The following is a 15,658-nucleotide window of genomic DNA, read 5'->3' on the forward strand; positions in this document are numbered from 1 at the left end:
TCTTCCTTTCCTACATTAGAAACGTCTGTAATTGTAATGCTATTAGATTGTTCTTAAATCTCCCATGCTTTCTGAAGCATAACATGAGGAAGAAATAAAAAAATCGTACAAAAGGGCAAGCCTATAATGTACGATTGGGCATATATAATGTTTTAAAAATGAATTAACTTCCTTTCAATAGATACAGCTACCGCTTCTGACCGTGAATTAACACCTAGTTTATTGTATATATTTGTTAAATGTGCTTTTACCGTTCGCTCAGCTATCCCCATATCAAATGCAATTTCTTTATTCTTATATCCGCGCGCAATAGCTTTCAACACAAACAATTCTTTATCTGTTAAGTTATTTTCTTCACCCTTATCAGCATGTACTTCTTTCCTTTTATACTTCACTATCTTTTCCATAATATTTGGTTGTAGTAAAATCTCACCTCGAATAGCCGCTTCCAACGTTCGAAATAAATTCTCACGATCCGTATCTTTTAGCAAATATCCTTTTGCTCCTAACTCAATTCCCTTTAACATTAATTCATCTTCGTTATAAGTAGTTAATATAATAATCGGCGTATGGTTTTGTTTTTTATTCAAAGCCTCAATTGTTTCTAAACCACTCATTTTAGGCATATTTAAATCCATTAAAATGACATCAGGTTCCTTTTTCTCTATGAAAGAAAGGGCTTCTTCTCCATTTGCAGCCTCACCTATAATTTGAAATGAATCACTCGTTTCTATTATTAATTTCAGACCTTCTCTTACAACGAAATGGTCATCTACAATTAATACGTTATGCTTCATGGCTATCTCCTTCTTTATTTATAGGCACTTGAATATACACTTTCGTACCCTTTATCTTTTCACTCAATATATGTATTTCTCCCTTAATCAATCGAACACGCTCATTTAGACCAATTAAACCATAATGTCCAGGATTCTTACCTATATATCTAGTGTCAAAACCAATTCCATTATCTTCAACTTCAATAGTAAGTTTTTCAAGATCATCGATATATTCAACTTTTAAATTTACATCTGTTGCCTGTGAATGTTTTGCGATATTCGTTAAACATTCACTAATTACATATAAACAGTGCTCCTTTACTAAGCTTGAAATATACGGTGGACTTTGGATAGTAAATCTCACATGTATAGACGTAGCTTCAGAAAAACGTTGAACCTCTTCTTTTACTGCTTCATTAAATGAATTAGTAGTATGACGCAAATCATCAATAACCAACCTTGCATCATGTAAAGTTTGTCTCGCTCTTACCATAGTTTGTTTCATAATCTCTTGAGAGCGTCCTGTATTCCCTTTTTGCATATGGGCATCTATTGCTTCCAATTGCATAATTAAGCTTGCTACACCTTGCGCTAACGTATCATGTAAATCTCTTGCCATTCGCTGCCTTTCATTAGCTAATGTCAATTCTTCTACTCTCATATATGCAGACTCTAACTCTTGAATGTAGCTCTGTATACGATTACGTGCATCAAATTGCTGCTTATTAATATAGGAAAAAGGAATAATAATTGCTAATACTAAAAGGAACATAGAGATAAGAATAGCTACTTTATTCACACCATAATTAATACTAATTGCAGTACAAAATATGGCATACATGAGAGTAAAAACTGCCATTACTTTAAATATATTGTTATAAACATATAGACTTTGGGCAATTAAAATAGGGGTTAATCCAACAAAAATAGCTATTGAACCATTTGGTACAATAAATGCAGCGAGAAACACAATGAAGAGTTGCACAAAAAAGAAGTACAACAATTGCCTATTCTTTAATGAACTCGCATACCAATGAAAAATAGTATGAATAACAATGACTATTGTAAAGAAGAAACTATCCATAGAAAAAATATTATTACGAAATTCTAAAAGCATTGAAGCTATATATACAAGTGTAATCCATAAAACAATAAACCTTCTTGGAATAAATACCGCTTCCAATACATTTGTATCCAAATCTATATTTGAATTTATTTTTTTCATATCCGACCTCCACCATTACATTATACTATACAAGATGCGACTTATATTTTGATAGGTTACTGATTCCTCTTTATCCTCATTACCGAATATAAATATGAAATATTGCATATCGAAATCCATTGATGTATCTGTAAACGCTTACTATAATGAGGGTATGAAAATTCATTACATCTTACTCTTAAACAAAGGAGGCAATCATATGGAAATCGCAATGGCAGTTTTAAAATTTGTAGGTGGAGTAATTCCATTGGTTCAAGAACTTTTAAAAGCATTCATGTAAGGTTATCATTCAGCAATTATTTATAAGAATTATCATGCAAATGATCTGTATATCAAAACAAATTGATATACAGATCATTTGTGTGAGTAAACTGTAAACGAGAGCTATGTATCCTAACAGAACAATAATGATACATCTATCTCAAGTCGGAAAAAGGCGCTCACAAGGGCGTCTTTTTATTATATTACTATGTACCTAATAACTTATTCAGGAAATCGATTTTACAATCCATACAATGCTACATAATTCATGTATCTTTTTGAAATTTGCACAATCAAAATCCCCTCAAAGTATAAACGACGACCTTCTGTTCCCTTTTATTTAGTTCTAATGAAATAATCATTTAAACTCAAAATGCTATAATTAACCCAATCAAACTAAGGGGGAACAACTATCTTGCACGGAAAATACATTCAATTTCATGAGTTTGGTAACCCAAAAGATGTATTACAAGTTGAATATAAAAATATAGAACCATTAAAAGATAATGAAGTTTTGGTTCGTATGTTAGTTAGACCGATTAATCCATCTGACTTAATTCCCATAACCGGAGCGTATGCACATAGGATCCCTTTACCTAACATACCTGGTTATGAAGGTGTCGGGATTGTAGAAGATGTAGGAGCTTTCGTTTCTAGAGACCTTATCGGTAAACGCGTATTACCTTTACGCGGAGAAGGTACTTGGCAAGAGTATGTGAAGACATCAGCTGATTTTGTAGTCCCTATTCCTGATTCCGTCGATGATTTTACAGCGGCACAAATGTATATTAATCCTCTTACGGCATGGGTTACATGTACAGAAACGCTAAATTTACAACAGAATGACGTTTTATTAGTAAATGCTTGCGGATCCGCTATTGGTCATCTTTTTGCTCAGTTATCACAAATTTTAAACTTCCGATTAATTGCAGTTACGAGAAATAATAAACATACAGAGGAATTACTTCAGCTCGGTGCTGAATATGTAATAGATACTTCCACTGCCCCGCTTTATGAAACAGTTATGGAATTAACAAACGGAATCGGTGCGGATGCTGCGATTGATTCTATTGGCGGATCAGATGGAAATGAATTAGCATTTTGCTTGCGTCCAAATGGAAAAATTTTAACTATCGGCCTTCTATCAGGCATACAAGTAAACTGGGCAGAGATTGTCACGAAAGCAAAGGTGCACGCGAATATATTTCATTTACGACATTGGAATAAAGAAGTATCACCATATAAATGGCAAGAAACGTTTCGTCACTTAATTCGCCTAGTGGAAAATAAGCAATTACGTTTCATGACAGTCCATTCTACATATGACTTAGCGGATGTAAAAAGTGCGGTTGGTGTCATTCAATCTGCTGAAAAAACAAAAGGGAAAGTATTTTTGACGAGTGATTAAATACATTTGAAGAAGTCTTTTTGATCGACCTTTTAAATAGATTAGATAACACGTTTAGGAGCATAGAATTGTGAATATCTGGTACGGTTCTATTAAAAGGTGAAAGGAGATTCTAACATGTGGTTAATTTCAGCAATTGCGCCTGTTGTAATAGTTGGAGGAATTGTAGTATTTGTAATTGAAAGACTTAAACATAAATATAACCAAGGAAAGTTAGGTAAGAAAAAATCAAAAGGCGCTCAATATTTATTAGATAGTTTAATACCAATGGGAATGCTCTTTGGCTGTGCTATCGGCGCCATTTTCAGCATATTTTTCCCGGTTTCTTTACTGCTTGCAGTTAGTTTAGGAGCTGGAATAGGCTATTTATTTGGATTTTTTGCCTATGAAATTTATAGCAAGCAAGGTGAATAGCTATCAGACGCGATTGTGGAATAAGTGAGGCCAGTACATATTAGTCATATAAAATATGTACTGGCCTTTCATTTATTTCATCAACGTTATCCCCTCCCGCTTCAACTACCTAAAAAATAACATTGTCAACAGAACTTAAATTGGTTATCATAAAAGCGAATATAACAGGAGATGAGCAGATGAATATAAACGAAAAGAAATCTTTTTCAAAAGTTTCTCGGCGGAAATTAGTCGATGAAGTGTTGGAACGTTTACAAGAAAAAATCTTTTCTGGCGAGTATGAAGTTGGTGATCGCCTCCCTACAGAGCCGCAATTAATGGAAGAGTTAGGTGTAGGGCGTTCGACGCTGCGAGAAAGCATAAAGATATTAGTACATGCCGGCATATTAGAAGTTCGACAAGGACAAGGTACTCGTATTGTCTCACTCAATACAACGCAAGATTCATTTGAAAAACGACTGCAAGCAGCTAATATTAATCATGTGTATGAAGCAAGAAATATGTTAGATAAAGAAGTAGCGATGTTAGCGGCACAGCGCCGAAGTGAAGAGGATCTTTTATACTTAAAAGGACATTTGAATAAAAGAAAAAATGCCCTTCAAGAAGGAAATTATGTGGCATACATAGATGCAGATATTCAGTTTCATCTAGCAATTGCAAAGGCGAGCAAAAACGAAGTTCTACTTGATTTGTATCAATCTTTCGTACCTGCCCTTCGCCACATTTTAAGCCAATTAATATTAAATACAGTGAACTATGAAGATAACTCTGACATTCATGAAAAGTTATTCCAAGCTATTTTAAAACAAAATGCCAAAGAGGCACGAACATACGCCGTTCAAAATTTGGAGCTGAAATAAGCTCCTTATATATTACACTTAAACATCAGATGATATACTCAATAACATCTGATGTTTATGAGAGGAGAAAATGAAATTGAAACATCAAGGACGAACTTATTTGTATATACTAGCACTATTTTTTGTTTCTATTAATTTACGTATCGGAATCACATCTGTTTCACCTTTATTAGAAACAATCCGACAAGACTTAAATATAAGCAATTTTTCCGTTAGTTTTTTAACAGCTATTCCGGTTTTTTGTATGGGGACATTCGCCTTACTGACTGGGAAGGTCATTAAAAAATATGGGGCAGAAAAAGCAATTATGGCTTGTCTTATTTTAATTGGCTTCGCAACATGTATGAGGGCTTTTACCTCTTCCATTTCCACATTATTCACGAGCTCTTTATTTATCGGCATTGGAATTGCACTTGCAGGTCCGTTACTATCAGGGTTTATTAAAGAGAAATTCCCTACGAAAATCGGCTTAATGATTGGAATATATTCAGTAGGCATGGGAACTGGCGCTTCTTTAAGTGCAGGATTAACGATTCCTTTACAACATGTATTAAAAGACGATTGGAATATGGCACTCGCTTTTTGGGGTGTGCTTACTATTATCGCTATTATATTTTGATATCCGGTTATGAAACAAAAAAAGAATACGAGCACACAAAATAAAAAAAATAATAGTTTACCTTTAAGAAATACGAAAGCATGGTTGTTCACAATCTTTTTCGGACTACAATCAGGAATCTTTTACTCCATTACGACTTGGCTTGCGCCCGCAAACCAAAGTATGGGTGTCAGCGGCGAGCAAGCTGGTACTCTTATAACTGTTTTTACAGTTGTTCAAATGATATGTAGCTTTTTAATTCCAACATTAGCCGATATTTATAAAAACCGAGCACTTTGGTTATTAGGGAGTATATGCTTCGTACTCGTAGGTTTATCACTTATGATATACCCATTCACTACACCATGGATCCCTTCTATTTTACTAGGTATCGGGCTCGGCGGCGTATTCCCACTCGCTCTCATGCTACCGCTATATGAAACAAAAACTTCAGAAGATGCGAGTGCATGGACTGCTATGATGCAGTCAGGAGGATATATTATGGGCGGATTTATTCCAGTCTTAGCAGGAATCGCTCGTGACTATTTTGATGGTTATACGCAAGTTTTTATTATAATGGCACTTTTAAGCTTAATTTTGTTCCTATTAACTTTAGTCATGAACAAAAAGAAAGTAGAAGCAAAAGATCTTATAGCTTAAATAAAAAGAATGAGCTTTTTCCTAAAGGATTAAGCTCATTCTTTTTACTTCTACTACTTGAAAACAAAAAAAGCCCCTCAAAGCATACGCTTCAAGGGGTGAGCCTGTTTTTTATTTACTTATATACGTACAGCTGTACCACTTACAGCAACCATTAACATTCCGTCACGAACAACTTCGTAATCTACGTCAATACCAACGATAGCGTTCGCACCTTTTTGTTTTGCAAGTTCTTTCATTTCATCCATCGCGATATCACGAGCTTCTTTTAGCTTGCTTTCATAAGAACCAGCACGGCCACCGACAACATCACGAACTGAAGCAAATAAATCACGAACAATATTTGCACCCATAATAGCTTCACCATTTACAATATCAATATACTCAATAATTTCTTTACCTTGGATTCCAGACGTTGTTGTTACAATCATGACTGACACTCTCCTAATAAGTTGTAGTTTTAATAAGCTTTCTTATGTCTTTATTATGACATGGAAAAAGTATCTAATCTATTGAATTACCTTACAGGAGTGTGACAATTTTGTAAGGATGAAATATTATTCTACCTTTTCCTTACAATAACTGCCTAAATTAACAGAATATTGTTATAATTAAATTAGAGGAGGAGATAAAATGAAAAAAATCACTTACATATGTGCTCTAAGTTTTCTATCTTTCACTTTAATAGGCTGTACAAGCACTTCTACTACAAATAATACTCCAAAAACTAAGCAAGAAAATACGAAAAATGCCATTCAATTAAACTCTGCAGACATTACAAATATTGAGTTATTTAGAACAACAAGTAATACTACTTCCAAATCTCAAACAGATAACGAGGAAATGATACAATCAATCGCTTCAGCAGTCCAAAACGGAACACCGAAAACAATCACACTAGATCAAAAAAAGAAACAATCTGCGCATTCTACTATAACCGTTACATATAAAGATGACTCAAAAGAAGAGTTTCTTGTGTGGGTTGATAATAAGGAACAAATTACGATTGCTAAAGATGAGAAGAAAGATAAAGTAGAAGGTGTGACGGTGAATATTAAAGGCGCTAAGATAATGAAGGATTTTTTTAAAAATGATAAAACGTAAAAGGATCCCCATCAACTTAAGGATTCAAAATTAGTACAAAATTTTGTTCAGAAACACTATAAAATTTCAGCCTAATAGTTCAGTGGCGAGACCGTATATTATTAAACGTAAAATGTTTCAAATCGAAGGAAGACACCTTATAAGGTGTCTTTTCTTTATTTTCAAAAGTACCTGCTCCATTCATTCGTAAAAGTATAAAATAAATTGAATCCGTTAAAACACATGAGTGAACCTTTGTTTTCCCCCTCCTATCTAAAGGAGGAACTGTTATGGGCTTTGGTGGTAGTTGTGGCGGCTGTGGCTTCGCTGGAGGATTTGCTTTATTAGTTGTATTGTTTATTTTATTAATCATCGTTGGAGCTGCTTGCTTCTGCTAAAAAACTATCGGAAAAGACACTCATGTGAGTGTCTTTTCTTCATGAAAAAATCCCCGTGCTAAACAAAAAATAAAATAAGCTGCCCATATGGACAGCTTATTTATATAATTATCGTTATTGGAAGTTGTATGGACTGTTCTTTATTTACATGCTTTGATACTGTTTGTTAAAACAAGTAATCCTAACTTCTCGGTCTTGGAATTGGATGGGCGTACTTGAATCTGTACCCCTTTCATTTCTGCTGTAATAATGTCAATTCTTCCGGCCCAAGTAGGACCACCATCTTCTTCAGAAGGATAAAGTTTGAATCGCCAACTAATTTTCTCTGGAATGAAGGCAAAACCTTCGTATGTATCATAATTACCTAAAGTGTTTGGGTCCGGTAGGTGTACACCCAGAATGCTTATGTTTGTTCGTGGAAAACTCGCTGTTAACTTCACTTTATAGACCAAAGCAACTCCTTTGGCATTTTTGTCTGCTTTGTTGAGTGGATTTAGTATAACACTGCATGGCAGGGATGCCGATGTACTTGCTTGTGCCTCATACGGATTTACAACAATGGTCATACATATTACTAATGCTACGATAAACTGTCTCATAAGTTCCTCCAAAGGCTTTTTAGGTTAGTTTGCCTTTACAGAATTTAATTATGAAAGAGCATAGCGAACGTGCCAAATTAAATGTATAGGGTATTCATGTTAGGTTAACATAACGTCCTATTATAGGGATTCAATATATTTAGAAGACTATTAAAAGTCCTCTAGTTCGTTTAACTTGAGGACTTACTATCACTTTTTTGCTTTATTTTTTCTCACTCATTTTAAGCCGTTTTGCACTTCCGAAAAATGCGCTTCCAATTATGAATATAACGGAAGAAAGATACATTGTTATCCCTGAGTATTTATTATCAAACATTGTAATATTAAGTAAATTAATGAACATCATCAATATAAGTGATATGTACAATCCATTAATATATTTCATTTCCCCCACCCCTTTACTTTTTTTCGAAAACCCCTATGTGATAAATAGTGGTTTCTAAAGGTATTATTTAGAATATCCTTTTTCCCTATTTTACCATTTAAGAGAGGTGATATGTTGTTTGTTTTCGGTTGAATATTGTATGCATACTCGGTTAACATAACGTCTCATTATCAGGAGTCAATATATTTTAGAGACTATCAAAAGCCCTCCAGTTTAATTGATCTGGAGGGCTCTTATGTTCACATAATCAAGTGTTATCGGAAGTAAATACATGTGTTTTGCTTAACATTAGATAGATGAAATAAGGGAATTAAGCACTGATTTTAATTGTTCTCTCGTCGTAGGATCTAGGATTTCTGCTTTACTATTAATCTTGGTTCCTACGACACCAATTTGTAAAGTGCTTTTTTGGGGGATATTTGCTTCAATCATTTGTAATGTGAGCATTATTGATTCGTGCGCTTTATCTCCACCTGTAATACGTGAAGAAGCACTAATAACAGCTACTGGTTTATTCATAAATTCTCCCGATGATACAACCCAATCAAGAGCATTTTTTAGAACTCCTGGAACTCCCCTCGCATACTCAGGGGTACAAATTATTACACCATCAGCTAGTTTAAGTTGTTCACGTAAGTCCTTAACTGAAGCAGGAGGATCATCTGTATCTGCTTCAGGACTAAAGTATGGGAGATGTTCCAATCCTTCATAAAATTGAAAATCAATATTTTCCGATTTCAGATTAGAAATAGCATATAAAACGTTTGTATTAGAGGAATTCTTCCGTAGACTTCCTGAAATAGCGAGTATTTTTATTCTGTTTTCATTCATAGTATCATCCATTCTATTTACAAATTTGATTTTTAAATTTCCACTATTTTTTCGAATTCCTTAATATTCCATCCTTCATAATCATACTGTTTTTGAAATGTCGTGTTCAACTAATTTGCTCCATCAGTTGAATAAAGAACCCTGTATATTTTATACATGTCAAGTTTACACAACGCTAAATTATCGGTAGCAAGAATAAGGAGGAACCCTAATCTCACAAGTAAATCACCTTTTTTTGTTCTATGGATCTATGCATTTTTTTATACATTCCTATCCTGGCATGGTTTTTAGGTTACTGGATTAGCAGAAAAACTGGATAAAATCTTGCATGCTCTTAGCGGGGGACCACCAACAAAACGCGATTTCGCACGCTAAGAAAAAAGCCTTGCTACATAGGTAATGTAGCAAAGCTTTTTTAAGTTGTTTAATTCTCGCTCCACGATCGGCTTTGTTAACTAATACTTTAATTATTTTAACAGCCTTTTGTTTAATTCCCACAAAGCCGTTTTGTTACTATCCCATTTTAAAAACGTTACGGCTTCCTCAAAGCACAGCCATTTATAATTGAAGTGTTCTTTAGATAATTTAATATTTTTTGTAGGAACTTTAACTCCAAAAGAAAATTCTTTTATTACATAAACATCTTCGCCCCAAAGAAATTCACCAACTACATCCTCTACTGGTACTGAAGACACAGAATCTAGTTTTATATATGGACTTTCTCTTGTAATACCAGCCTCTTCAAACGCTTCTCGTTTTGCTGATTCAATAGGAGTCTCACCATCTTCTCCACCACCAGCTATTCCTTGCCAATAACCATAATCACTTCGATTAAAAATGGCATATTGAATGGAATCATCAGTTTTTATATAAGGAAATATCAATACTTGATACGGTGCTCTCATTGCTTAACCTCCTTCCGAAAAAATATGAACAATTTATTCACTAACTTGCTATTTTAGTAAATAAAGTATTTGCATTTAAACTTTATAAAACTCAAATGTATTTTTTTCTAAACATATTGTTTCATTCGAATTTTTGATAATAATATCAAAACGTTGACTATACGGATGCATAAACACTTCATACTGAATCCTACGTTCTTCATGAGACTTCCTTAAGTAATTAATATCGGCTCCTCTTTCAATAATATCACGGCTAGACCTTCTCATTAATTCTGTTTCTCCATCTGTATAGAAGTAAATTTTCAAATCAAATAAATTTGGATTAATAAATGCGACACTCATTCCTTCTACAATCGTCACCTTGTTTTTCGAAGAAATTAACTCACTCTTCATATAATGTGTATCCATTGTATAAAAATCTAAACCAGCTCTTACCATTTGAACATCTCTTTCTAACGCAGACAAATGATGGGCTGATGGATGACAAGCTGTCATTTTATCATAATGATTTTCATTCTGATATGTATAGTGGATATTTGTATACTTTCGTACATTTGAACTAATAATGTATGGATCTGTATTAATATAACTCACTTTATTTTGATTTAATTGGTTTATGAGCTTATTGGCGAACGTTGTTTTTCCGGCAGCACCGTGTCCTGAAATGCCAATAACAATCTGTTCATCGGTCATACTGATCCAATTTATAATTTCTTGTAATAACTTTTTCATTATTCTCCCCCTGTTACTAATATATCCCCTTATTTACATCATCTTAATATAGAGGTATCCTACTGTAAAATCATACATGAAGTGAAAAAATGGTATGATTATCCATCATATCATCTCTATTTTTAAAAAACTATATTAATTTCCGAAGGATTTTATTGTTATTTTGGGTAGTACCACATGTCCATCAAGCTAATATTTTGAAGTGTCCCAAAAATGAAAATTTCATCTTTTCATAGTTGTCCATAGAAATTTAGTTCATTTTTTTCATTTTGGGGAAGAATATATTTCTTAACTTGATAGCGGTGTGGCGGTACCTCATTTAGAAGACTAGTATATGCTACTAGTCTTTTTTATTAATTTACAAATTGAAGTAATAAAGAAAAGACACCCTAAGGTGCCTTCCTCCGACTTGAACCACTTTAATTTTAATAATATGTATTGGACATTACGCAAACACGTCCTATAAAACAGAATCATTTATTTTCATCAGATTGTTAGTGTACAAATACAAGAGAATCGAGATCATTTGTTTGGCTAGATTAAAGCAACGCCACATCTATATGGTTGAGATGTGTTACGCCTTCTAATCGAAGAATCTGCTTTATAGAACGTGTCCACAAGTTATATTTTACTACATGTAATATTTATTTGGTGTAATTTTACCGAATATGTATAATTGCATTAAGTTTACGAGAAAATGAGAGTATACTTTGGTATTGTGTAATAAAGATAAAGCCCACCTACGGAAATAGGTGGGCTTTTTAACGCATAAAGAAAAGACACCCATATAAGAGTGTCTTTCCCAATAGTTTTTTAGCAGAAGCAGCTAGCTCCAACTATGATTAATAAAATAAATAATACAACTAATAAAGCAAAGCCACCACCACAACTACCACCAAATCCCATAATAGTTCCTCCTTTAGATAGGAGGGGAAAACACGGGGTCATTCATGTATTTTAACAGGTTACTTTACCTTATGTTTTTAGGCATTAATTGAGCAGGTCCCTTTTTCTTTATAATTTTGCGGTTATTTTCTTTTGTTTATTAAAGAATTTTTGCATTTCGGGACTATTTGGAAATATCTCTTCAGCTTTATAAGAGTGAAAGTCTACTGGCTTAATCCGTTGTCATTGTGTTAATTTTTCTTCGCCACGCATTACTCTAAGTACGCGCTGAACAGATTTAGGAAGTTCGCTTATTTGAATTTTAGTCATAATATCAACACCTCACTATTTGAATCATTATAAAAAGAATAATTCCTTTTTTTAATCATTGATCCCTTTTCTTTGCGATTCTTGGACCAAAAGTTAACCCGACAAAGAAAACTAGGAACACATAACCAAGAACATAATCTACTCGGATGACAGCTTCTCTATTCATAAAATACAAAACAAACAGTACGACAAAGGCGATAAAAAGACTAAGGGCGAAAATTTGAGAAACAATTCTAAAAGTTAAACTTTCAATTCGTTCGTCCGTTTCTGGTAGTGGATAAGCACCAGATTCATTTTTCTTCTTAAAAAACAATCTTCCTATAAGCCCGAAAATTGCTGAGAAGATAATAAATCCTATTACATACTGAAGACTCAATTCAATCCCGCCTTCAAAATAGAGAAGTACAGCTCCTATTAAACAAAGAACAGTATAAGACGTCATTCTTTCCATATTTTTATTTCTCATTGTTATTCCTCCCCAGTTTTATCTAATTGAAATAAGTCCTCCACTTTACAATCAAAAAACTCACATAATTTTAGGGCTAATTCTAAGCTGGGGTTGTATTTATTCTTCTCGATAGCGATGAGGGATTGCCTGGTGATATTAACAGAGGAAGCTAATTGCTCTTGGGTGATGTCTCTAATAACACGGTATTGTTTTACTTTGTTTATAACCAAATTCACTAATTCTCCTTTTTGTAAATTTGTCACATTCATTTTATCCAATTTAAGTAAAAATGTAAATATACATTTACAAAAAGTATATAAAACATTACAAAAAGTAAAGGAAACACTACATAAAATATTAAAACCACCAAGTTTATTTTACTTGGTGGTTTTGTTGTCCTTACGGCTTATATTGTGTTGTTTTTCTTTTGCTTATTGAAGAAACTCAGTTATTAGTATTAGGGATACCGCCAGCATTTCGGAAAAAAACCAGGCTAAGAGTATGCAAGATTTTATACAGTTTTTCTGCTAATCCAGTAACCTAAAAACCATGCCAGGATAGGAATGTATAAAAAAATGCATAGATCCATAGAACAAAAAAAGGAGATTTACTTATGAGATTAGGGTTCCTCCTTATTCTTGCTACTGATAATGGGACGTTATGTTAACCGCACATGAATAGAGTATTCATAAAAAAACTTTGATACAAAGAAGCCTTACCATGATAATCTAATCTTATAAATACATAAAAAGAGAGGACTGGCTATGCTGAACAGTCAAAATTGGATTAATAACTGGAACGAAACGTTTCATCAAATAGAAAAAATTAAAGGCGATATTGAATCTTTCGTTGTTGAAAAATCAGCAACAGAAGAAGAAATTAAATTAATAGAACAACAATTAGGTTATCCTCTCCCTATTAGCTTCAAAGAAGTTTTAGTGAAATTTTCAAAGCAAGTAGAGCTTAGATGGTCCTTTCCAGATGAACTTTCTATACCAGCTGAATTTAATGATATCTTTGCAGGTGAACTATGTTGGAATTTAGATTCAATTGAGGACTTAACAGAAGTTGCAGATAGCTTAAAGGATGTAGGAGATAATTATGGTGAAAACTTACGACAAAAATTAGCATTCTATACCGTTCCCAACGGTGATTATCTTGCTTTAGATTTGAATTCTAATAACGAAGATGCAGCTGTTGTTTACTGGGATCATGAAGAAGATTCAGTCACTTATGTAGCAGATAATTTTATTGAGTTTATTGAAAAGTTTACTGATTTGCATTTAATTGGGGCTGAAATCTGGCAATGGGAAATCTTCATAGATTCAAAGGGTATAAATACAGATAGTGAAATAGCACAAAAATGGAAAAAACTCTTCACAGAACTTTAAAACATAGGCACTTTTAACTTCCAATAACGGTAATTATGTAAATGAGCTGTCCATATGGACAGCTTATTGTATTTTTGCTTAGCGTGGTTTTTTTGATGCATGTTGATCGTTTTTATCGTTTTGGAGTAACTCGTCCTTGTTAGCTTGAAGGATATGGGGTATTTGCATTTCTTATCTTGATGGCAATGTGAAACTATCCCTAATATAAAAATACTTTGTCTTTACAAATAATACTCAAACATTTTTGCAACCTTTTCTTTCATTTTTTCTTTTATAGATAATTGATTGACGTCAGAGGATGTTACTTGCTTTGAATTTTGTAAGTCTGCATTAATCACTGGTTTTATTCTCGAAATATAAATAGGGTCATGAATATAACAGTTCATTTCTTCATTTAAATGAAACGAGCGTGAATCAAAATTCACGGTCCCAACCATCAATACTTTTTCATCAATCAAAAATACTTTACCGTGTAACACCCCATTTTTATAACCATATACTTCCATCCCCTGTTTTAATGCTTTTCGGATATATGGATATGCTGCTTCTTTAACTAATAGTGCATCCGAATGAGGTGAGAATAGAATTTTGACACGGACTCCCCTCTTTCTTGCATCTACTAATGCGTTCCAAATAGTTCTGTCTTTTGGTATAAAATAAGGTGTTAATATAATGATGGATTCTTTTGCTTGTTGAAACAGCATTGCATAATCTTGCCCAAGTTTTTCTCCACTATAATATGCAGTAAATCGTTGCGAGGTTGCTCCCTTTTCCTTTACCGCATTGTGTATCGGAATCGGTTTCTCTGAGTTTTTATTCCAGTCTAATACAAATTGGTGTTCTAAATCTTGAACTCCTTCTCCTCGTATTTGAAGATGATAATCTCTCCAATAACCAAGTTTTTCTTTTTCCCCCAAATACTTCTTTCCGATGTTGAATCCGCCAATGTAACCAACCTTTCCATCAATAACTGAAATACGACGATGATTCCGATGATCCAAAGAAGAAAAAAGATAAGGGAAAACAGGTTTATTGTAATATGTAAAATGAACTCCTTTTTTAACTAATAATTCTCTTTCCTTTTTCTTTAGTAAAATTCCACCTAACCTGTCCACTGCATAGTATACTTCTACACCTTCCTGACTTTTTTTCCGCAATAGCTCTAGAAACTGATGACTTACTTTATCATCAGCAATAGAAAAAAAGTTAATATGCACGTAATGCTTTGCTTTCTCTATATCTGAGAATAATTGATTGTTTAACTGTTTCCCATCTGTATACATAGTAATATCACTTTGACGCATAGGGTATTGACTAGAATTCTGGCTAAATACCCCATTTTTTTCGGCTATTGTTCTGTCAATTTCCCCCCAAACAAACAAAACTAAGCATCCACCGATAAATAAAAAGAGGAATACTCGGAAAATTCCCCCTATCTTTTTCAGCATATTTAATCTCCTTTATAT

19 protein-coding genes and 1 pseudogene are annotated in these 15,658 nt (G+C 33.5%); 8 read left to right on the forward strand and 12 right to left on the reverse strand.

Annotated elements, in window-relative coordinates:
• Positions 1-152: 152 nt before the first annotated feature.
• Both MRBLBA3_RS17970 and MRBLBA3_RS17975 read right to left on the reverse strand, forming a co-directional pair.
• Positions 153-797 (reverse strand): response regulator, encoded by a 645-nt coding sequence (locus tag MRBLBA3_RS17970; RefSeq protein ID WP_000682258.1) that lies wholly within the window; start codon positions 795-797, stop codon positions 153-155.
• Positions 787-2,004, reverse strand: a complete 1,218-nt coding sequence (locus MRBLBA3_RS17975; RefSeq protein WP_097811553.1) for a sensor histidine kinase — start codon at positions 2,002-2,004, stop codon at positions 787-789. Before MRBLBA3_RS17975 ends, MRBLBA3_RS17970 begins: the two co-directional genes overlap by 11 nt.
• A gap of 94 nt (positions 2,005-2,098) precedes the next feature.
• On the opposite strand from MRBLBA3_RS17975, the gene MRBLBA3_RS17980 reads away from it, so the two are divergent.
• From MRBLBA3_RS17980 to MRBLBA3_RS18000, 5 genes and pseudogenes are all read left to right on the forward strand, one after another.
• Positions 2,099-2,284: a hypothetical protein gene (locus tag MRBLBA3_RS17980; RefSeq protein ID WP_033658174.1), complete on the forward strand. Its 186-nt coding sequence runs from the start codon at positions 2,099-2,101 to the stop codon at positions 2,282-2,284.
• A gap of 396 nt (positions 2,285-2,680) precedes the next feature.
• Complete coding sequence (locus tag MRBLBA3_RS17985; RefSeq protein WP_363382684.1) at positions 2,681-3,673, forward strand: zinc-dependent alcohol dehydrogenase family protein; 993 nt, start codon at positions 2,681-2,683, stop codon at positions 3,671-3,673.
• A 117-nt stretch (positions 3,674-3,790) separates the two neighbouring features.
• Positions 3,791-4,087, forward strand: coding sequence for a hypothetical protein (locus MRBLBA3_RS17990; protein WP_363382687.1), 297 nt, complete (start codon positions 3,791-3,793; stop codon positions 4,085-4,087).
• Positions 4,088-4,266: 179 nt separating this feature from the next.
• Complete coding sequence (locus tag MRBLBA3_RS17995; RefSeq protein ID WP_363382690.1) at positions 4,267-4,947, forward strand: FadR/GntR family transcriptional regulator; 681 nt, start codon at positions 4,267-4,269, stop codon at positions 4,945-4,947.
• A gap of 70 nt (positions 4,948-5,017) precedes the next feature.
• Positions 5,018-6,205 (forward strand): annotated as a pseudogene (locus MRBLBA3_RS18000) (CynX/NimT family MFS transporter).
• 119 nt (positions 6,206-6,324) lie between these two features.
• On the opposite strand, the gene MRBLBA3_RS18005 reads toward MRBLBA3_RS18000, so the two are convergent.
• Positions 6,325-6,636 carry a YbjQ family protein gene (locus tag MRBLBA3_RS18005; protein WP_000637510.1) on the reverse strand — a complete coding sequence of 104 codons (312 nt, stop codon included), beginning with the start codon at positions 6,634-6,636 and terminating at the stop codon, positions 6,325-6,327.
• 202 nt (positions 6,637-6,838) lie between these two features.
• Between MRBLBA3_RS18005 and MRBLBA3_RS18010 the strand changes: the two genes are divergently transcribed.
• A complete protein-coding gene (locus MRBLBA3_RS18010; RefSeq protein ID WP_363382694.1) occupies positions 6,839-7,309 on the forward strand; it encodes a hypothetical protein in 471 nt (156 codons plus the stop codon).
• Positions 7,310-7,578: 269 nt separating this feature from the next.
• The gene (locus tag MRBLBA3_RS18015) at positions 7,579-7,686 is read left to right on the forward strand and encodes a YjcZ family sporulation protein (protein WP_000505670.1); all 108 of its coding nucleotides are present in this window, start codon (positions 7,579-7,581) and stop codon (positions 7,684-7,686) included.
• A 140-nt stretch (positions 7,687-7,826) separates the two neighbouring features.
• Here MRBLBA3_RS18015 and MRBLBA3_RS18020 read toward each other — a convergent pair whose 3' ends face one another.
• The 8 genes from MRBLBA3_RS18020 to MRBLBA3_RS18055 form a co-directional block, all read right to left on the reverse strand.
• Positions 7,827-8,285: a hypothetical protein gene (locus MRBLBA3_RS18020; protein ID WP_363382699.1), complete on the reverse strand. Its 459-nt coding sequence runs from the start codon at positions 8,283-8,285 to the stop codon at positions 7,827-7,829.
• Between the two features lie 202 nt (positions 8,286-8,487).
• Positions 8,488-8,670 carry a hypothetical protein gene (locus MRBLBA3_RS18025; RefSeq protein WP_044741059.1) on the reverse strand — a complete coding sequence of 61 codons (183 nt, stop codon included), beginning with the start codon at positions 8,668-8,670 and terminating at the stop codon, positions 8,488-8,490.
• A 288-nt stretch (positions 8,671-8,958) separates the two neighbouring features.
• Positions 8,959-9,501, reverse strand: a complete 543-nt coding sequence (locus tag MRBLBA3_RS18030) for an NADPH-dependent FMN reductase (RefSeq protein WP_044741058.1) — start codon at positions 9,499-9,501, stop codon at positions 8,959-8,961.
• A 467-nt stretch (positions 9,502-9,968) separates the two neighbouring features.
• The gene (locus tag MRBLBA3_RS18035; protein ID WP_044741057.1) at positions 9,969-10,406 is read right to left on the reverse strand and encodes an NUDIX hydrolase; all 438 of its coding nucleotides are present in this window, start codon (positions 10,404-10,406) and stop codon (positions 9,969-9,971) included.
• 75 nt (positions 10,407-10,481) lie between these two features.
• Positions 10,482-11,138: a uridine kinase family protein gene (locus MRBLBA3_RS18040; RefSeq protein ID WP_044741056.1), complete on the reverse strand. Its 657-nt coding sequence runs from the start codon at positions 11,136-11,138 to the stop codon at positions 10,482-10,484.
• A gap of 813 nt (positions 11,139-11,951) precedes the next feature.
• The gene (locus MRBLBA3_RS18045; RefSeq protein WP_080018058.1) at positions 11,952-12,044 is read right to left on the reverse strand and encodes a YjcZ family sporulation protein; all 93 of its coding nucleotides are present in this window, start codon (positions 12,042-12,044) and stop codon (positions 11,952-11,954) included.
• A 364-nt stretch (positions 12,045-12,408) separates the two neighbouring features.
• The gene (locus MRBLBA3_RS18050; RefSeq protein WP_002188570.1) at positions 12,409-12,819 is read right to left on the reverse strand and encodes a hypothetical protein; all 411 of its coding nucleotides are present in this window, start codon (positions 12,817-12,819) and stop codon (positions 12,409-12,411) included.
• Positions 12,820-12,821: 2 nt separating this feature from the next.
• Positions 12,822-13,079, reverse strand: coding sequence for a helix-turn-helix transcriptional regulator (locus MRBLBA3_RS18055; protein WP_363382705.1), 258 nt, complete (start codon positions 13,077-13,079; stop codon positions 12,822-12,824).
• 486 nt (positions 13,080-13,565) lie between these two features.
• Between MRBLBA3_RS18055 and MRBLBA3_RS18060 the strand changes: the two genes are divergently transcribed.
• The gene (locus MRBLBA3_RS18060) at positions 13,566-14,192 is read left to right on the forward strand and encodes an SMI1/KNR4 family protein (protein WP_363382708.1); all 627 of its coding nucleotides are present in this window, start codon (positions 13,566-13,568) and stop codon (positions 14,190-14,192) included.
• 221 nt (positions 14,193-14,413) lie between these two features.
• Here the strand turns inward: MRBLBA3_RS18060 and MRBLBA3_RS18065 are convergent, their stop codons facing one another.
• A complete protein-coding gene (locus MRBLBA3_RS18065; RefSeq protein WP_363382711.1) occupies positions 14,414-15,640 on the reverse strand; it encodes a phospholipase D-like domain-containing protein in 1,227 nt (408 codons plus the stop codon).
• Positions 15,641-15,658 lie beyond the last annotated feature (18 nt).

This window comes from Bacillus sp. LBA3-1-1.1, assembly GCF_040676495.1.
Taxonomy (GTDB): Bacteria; Bacillota; Bacilli; order Bacillales; family Bacillaceae_G; genus Bacillus_A; species Bacillus_A nitratireducens.

Bases quoted from the DNA above. Each gene is read 5' to 3' on its own strand.
- MRBLBA3_RS17970 (WP_000682258.1), bottom strand. From the start codon at position 797: ATGAAGCATAACGTATTAATTGTAGATGACCATTTCGTTGTAAGAGAA.
- MRBLBA3_RS17975 (WP_097811553.1), bottom strand. From the start codon at position 2,004: ATGAAAAAAATAAATTCAAATATAGATTTGGATACAAATGTATTGGAA.
- MRBLBA3_RS17980 (WP_033658174.1), top strand. From the start codon at position 2,099: ATGAAATATTGCATATCGAAATCCATTGATGTATCTGTAAACGCTTAC.
- MRBLBA3_RS17990 (WP_363382687.1), top strand. From the start codon at position 3,791: ATGTGGTTAATTTCAGCAATTGCGCCTGTTGTAATAGTTGGAGGAATT.
- MRBLBA3_RS17995 (WP_363382690.1), top strand. From the start codon at position 4,267: ATGAATATAAACGAAAAGAAATCTTTTTCAAAAGTTTCTCGGCGGAAA.
- MRBLBA3_RS18005 (WP_000637510.1), bottom strand. From the start codon at position 6,636: ATGATTGTAACAACAACGTCTGGAATCCAAGGTAAAGAAATTATTGAG.
- MRBLBA3_RS18010 (WP_363382694.1), top strand. From the start codon at position 6,839: ATGAAAAAAATCACTTACATATGTGCTCTAAGTTTTCTATCTTTCACT.
- MRBLBA3_RS18015 (WP_000505670.1), top strand. From the start codon at position 7,579: ATGGGCTTTGGTGGTAGTTGTGGCGGCTGTGGCTTCGCTGGAGGATTT.
- MRBLBA3_RS18020 (WP_363382699.1), bottom strand. From the start codon at position 8,285: ATGAGACAGTTTATCGTAGCATTAGTAATATGTATGACCATTGTTGTA.
- MRBLBA3_RS18025 (WP_044741059.1), bottom strand. From the start codon at position 8,670: ATGAAATATATTAATGGATTGTACATATCACTTATATTGATGATGTTC.
- MRBLBA3_RS18030 (WP_044741058.1), bottom strand. From the start codon at position 9,501: ATGAATGAAAACAGAATAAAAATACTCGCTATTTCAGGAAGTCTACGG.
- MRBLBA3_RS18035 (WP_044741057.1), bottom strand. From the start codon at position 10,406: ATGAGAGCACCGTATCAAGTATTGATATTTCCTTATATAAAAACTGAT.
- MRBLBA3_RS18040 (WP_044741056.1), bottom strand. From the start codon at position 11,138: ATGAAAAAGTTATTACAAGAAATTATAAATTGGATCAGTATGACCGAT.
- MRBLBA3_RS18045 (WP_080018058.1), bottom strand. From the start codon at position 12,044: ATGGGATTTGGTGGTAGTTGTGGTGGTGGCTTTGCTTTATTAGTTGTA.
- MRBLBA3_RS18050 (WP_002188570.1), bottom strand. From the start codon at position 12,819: ATGAGAAATAAAAATATGGAAAGAATGACGTCTTATACTGTTCTTTGT.
- MRBLBA3_RS18060 (WP_363382708.1), top strand. From the start codon at position 13,566: ATGCTGAACAGTCAAAATTGGATTAATAACTGGAACGAAACGTTTCAT.
- MRBLBA3_RS18065 (WP_363382711.1), bottom strand. From the start codon at position 15,640: ATGCTGAAAAAGATAGGGGGAATTTTCCGAGTATTCCTCTTTTTATTT.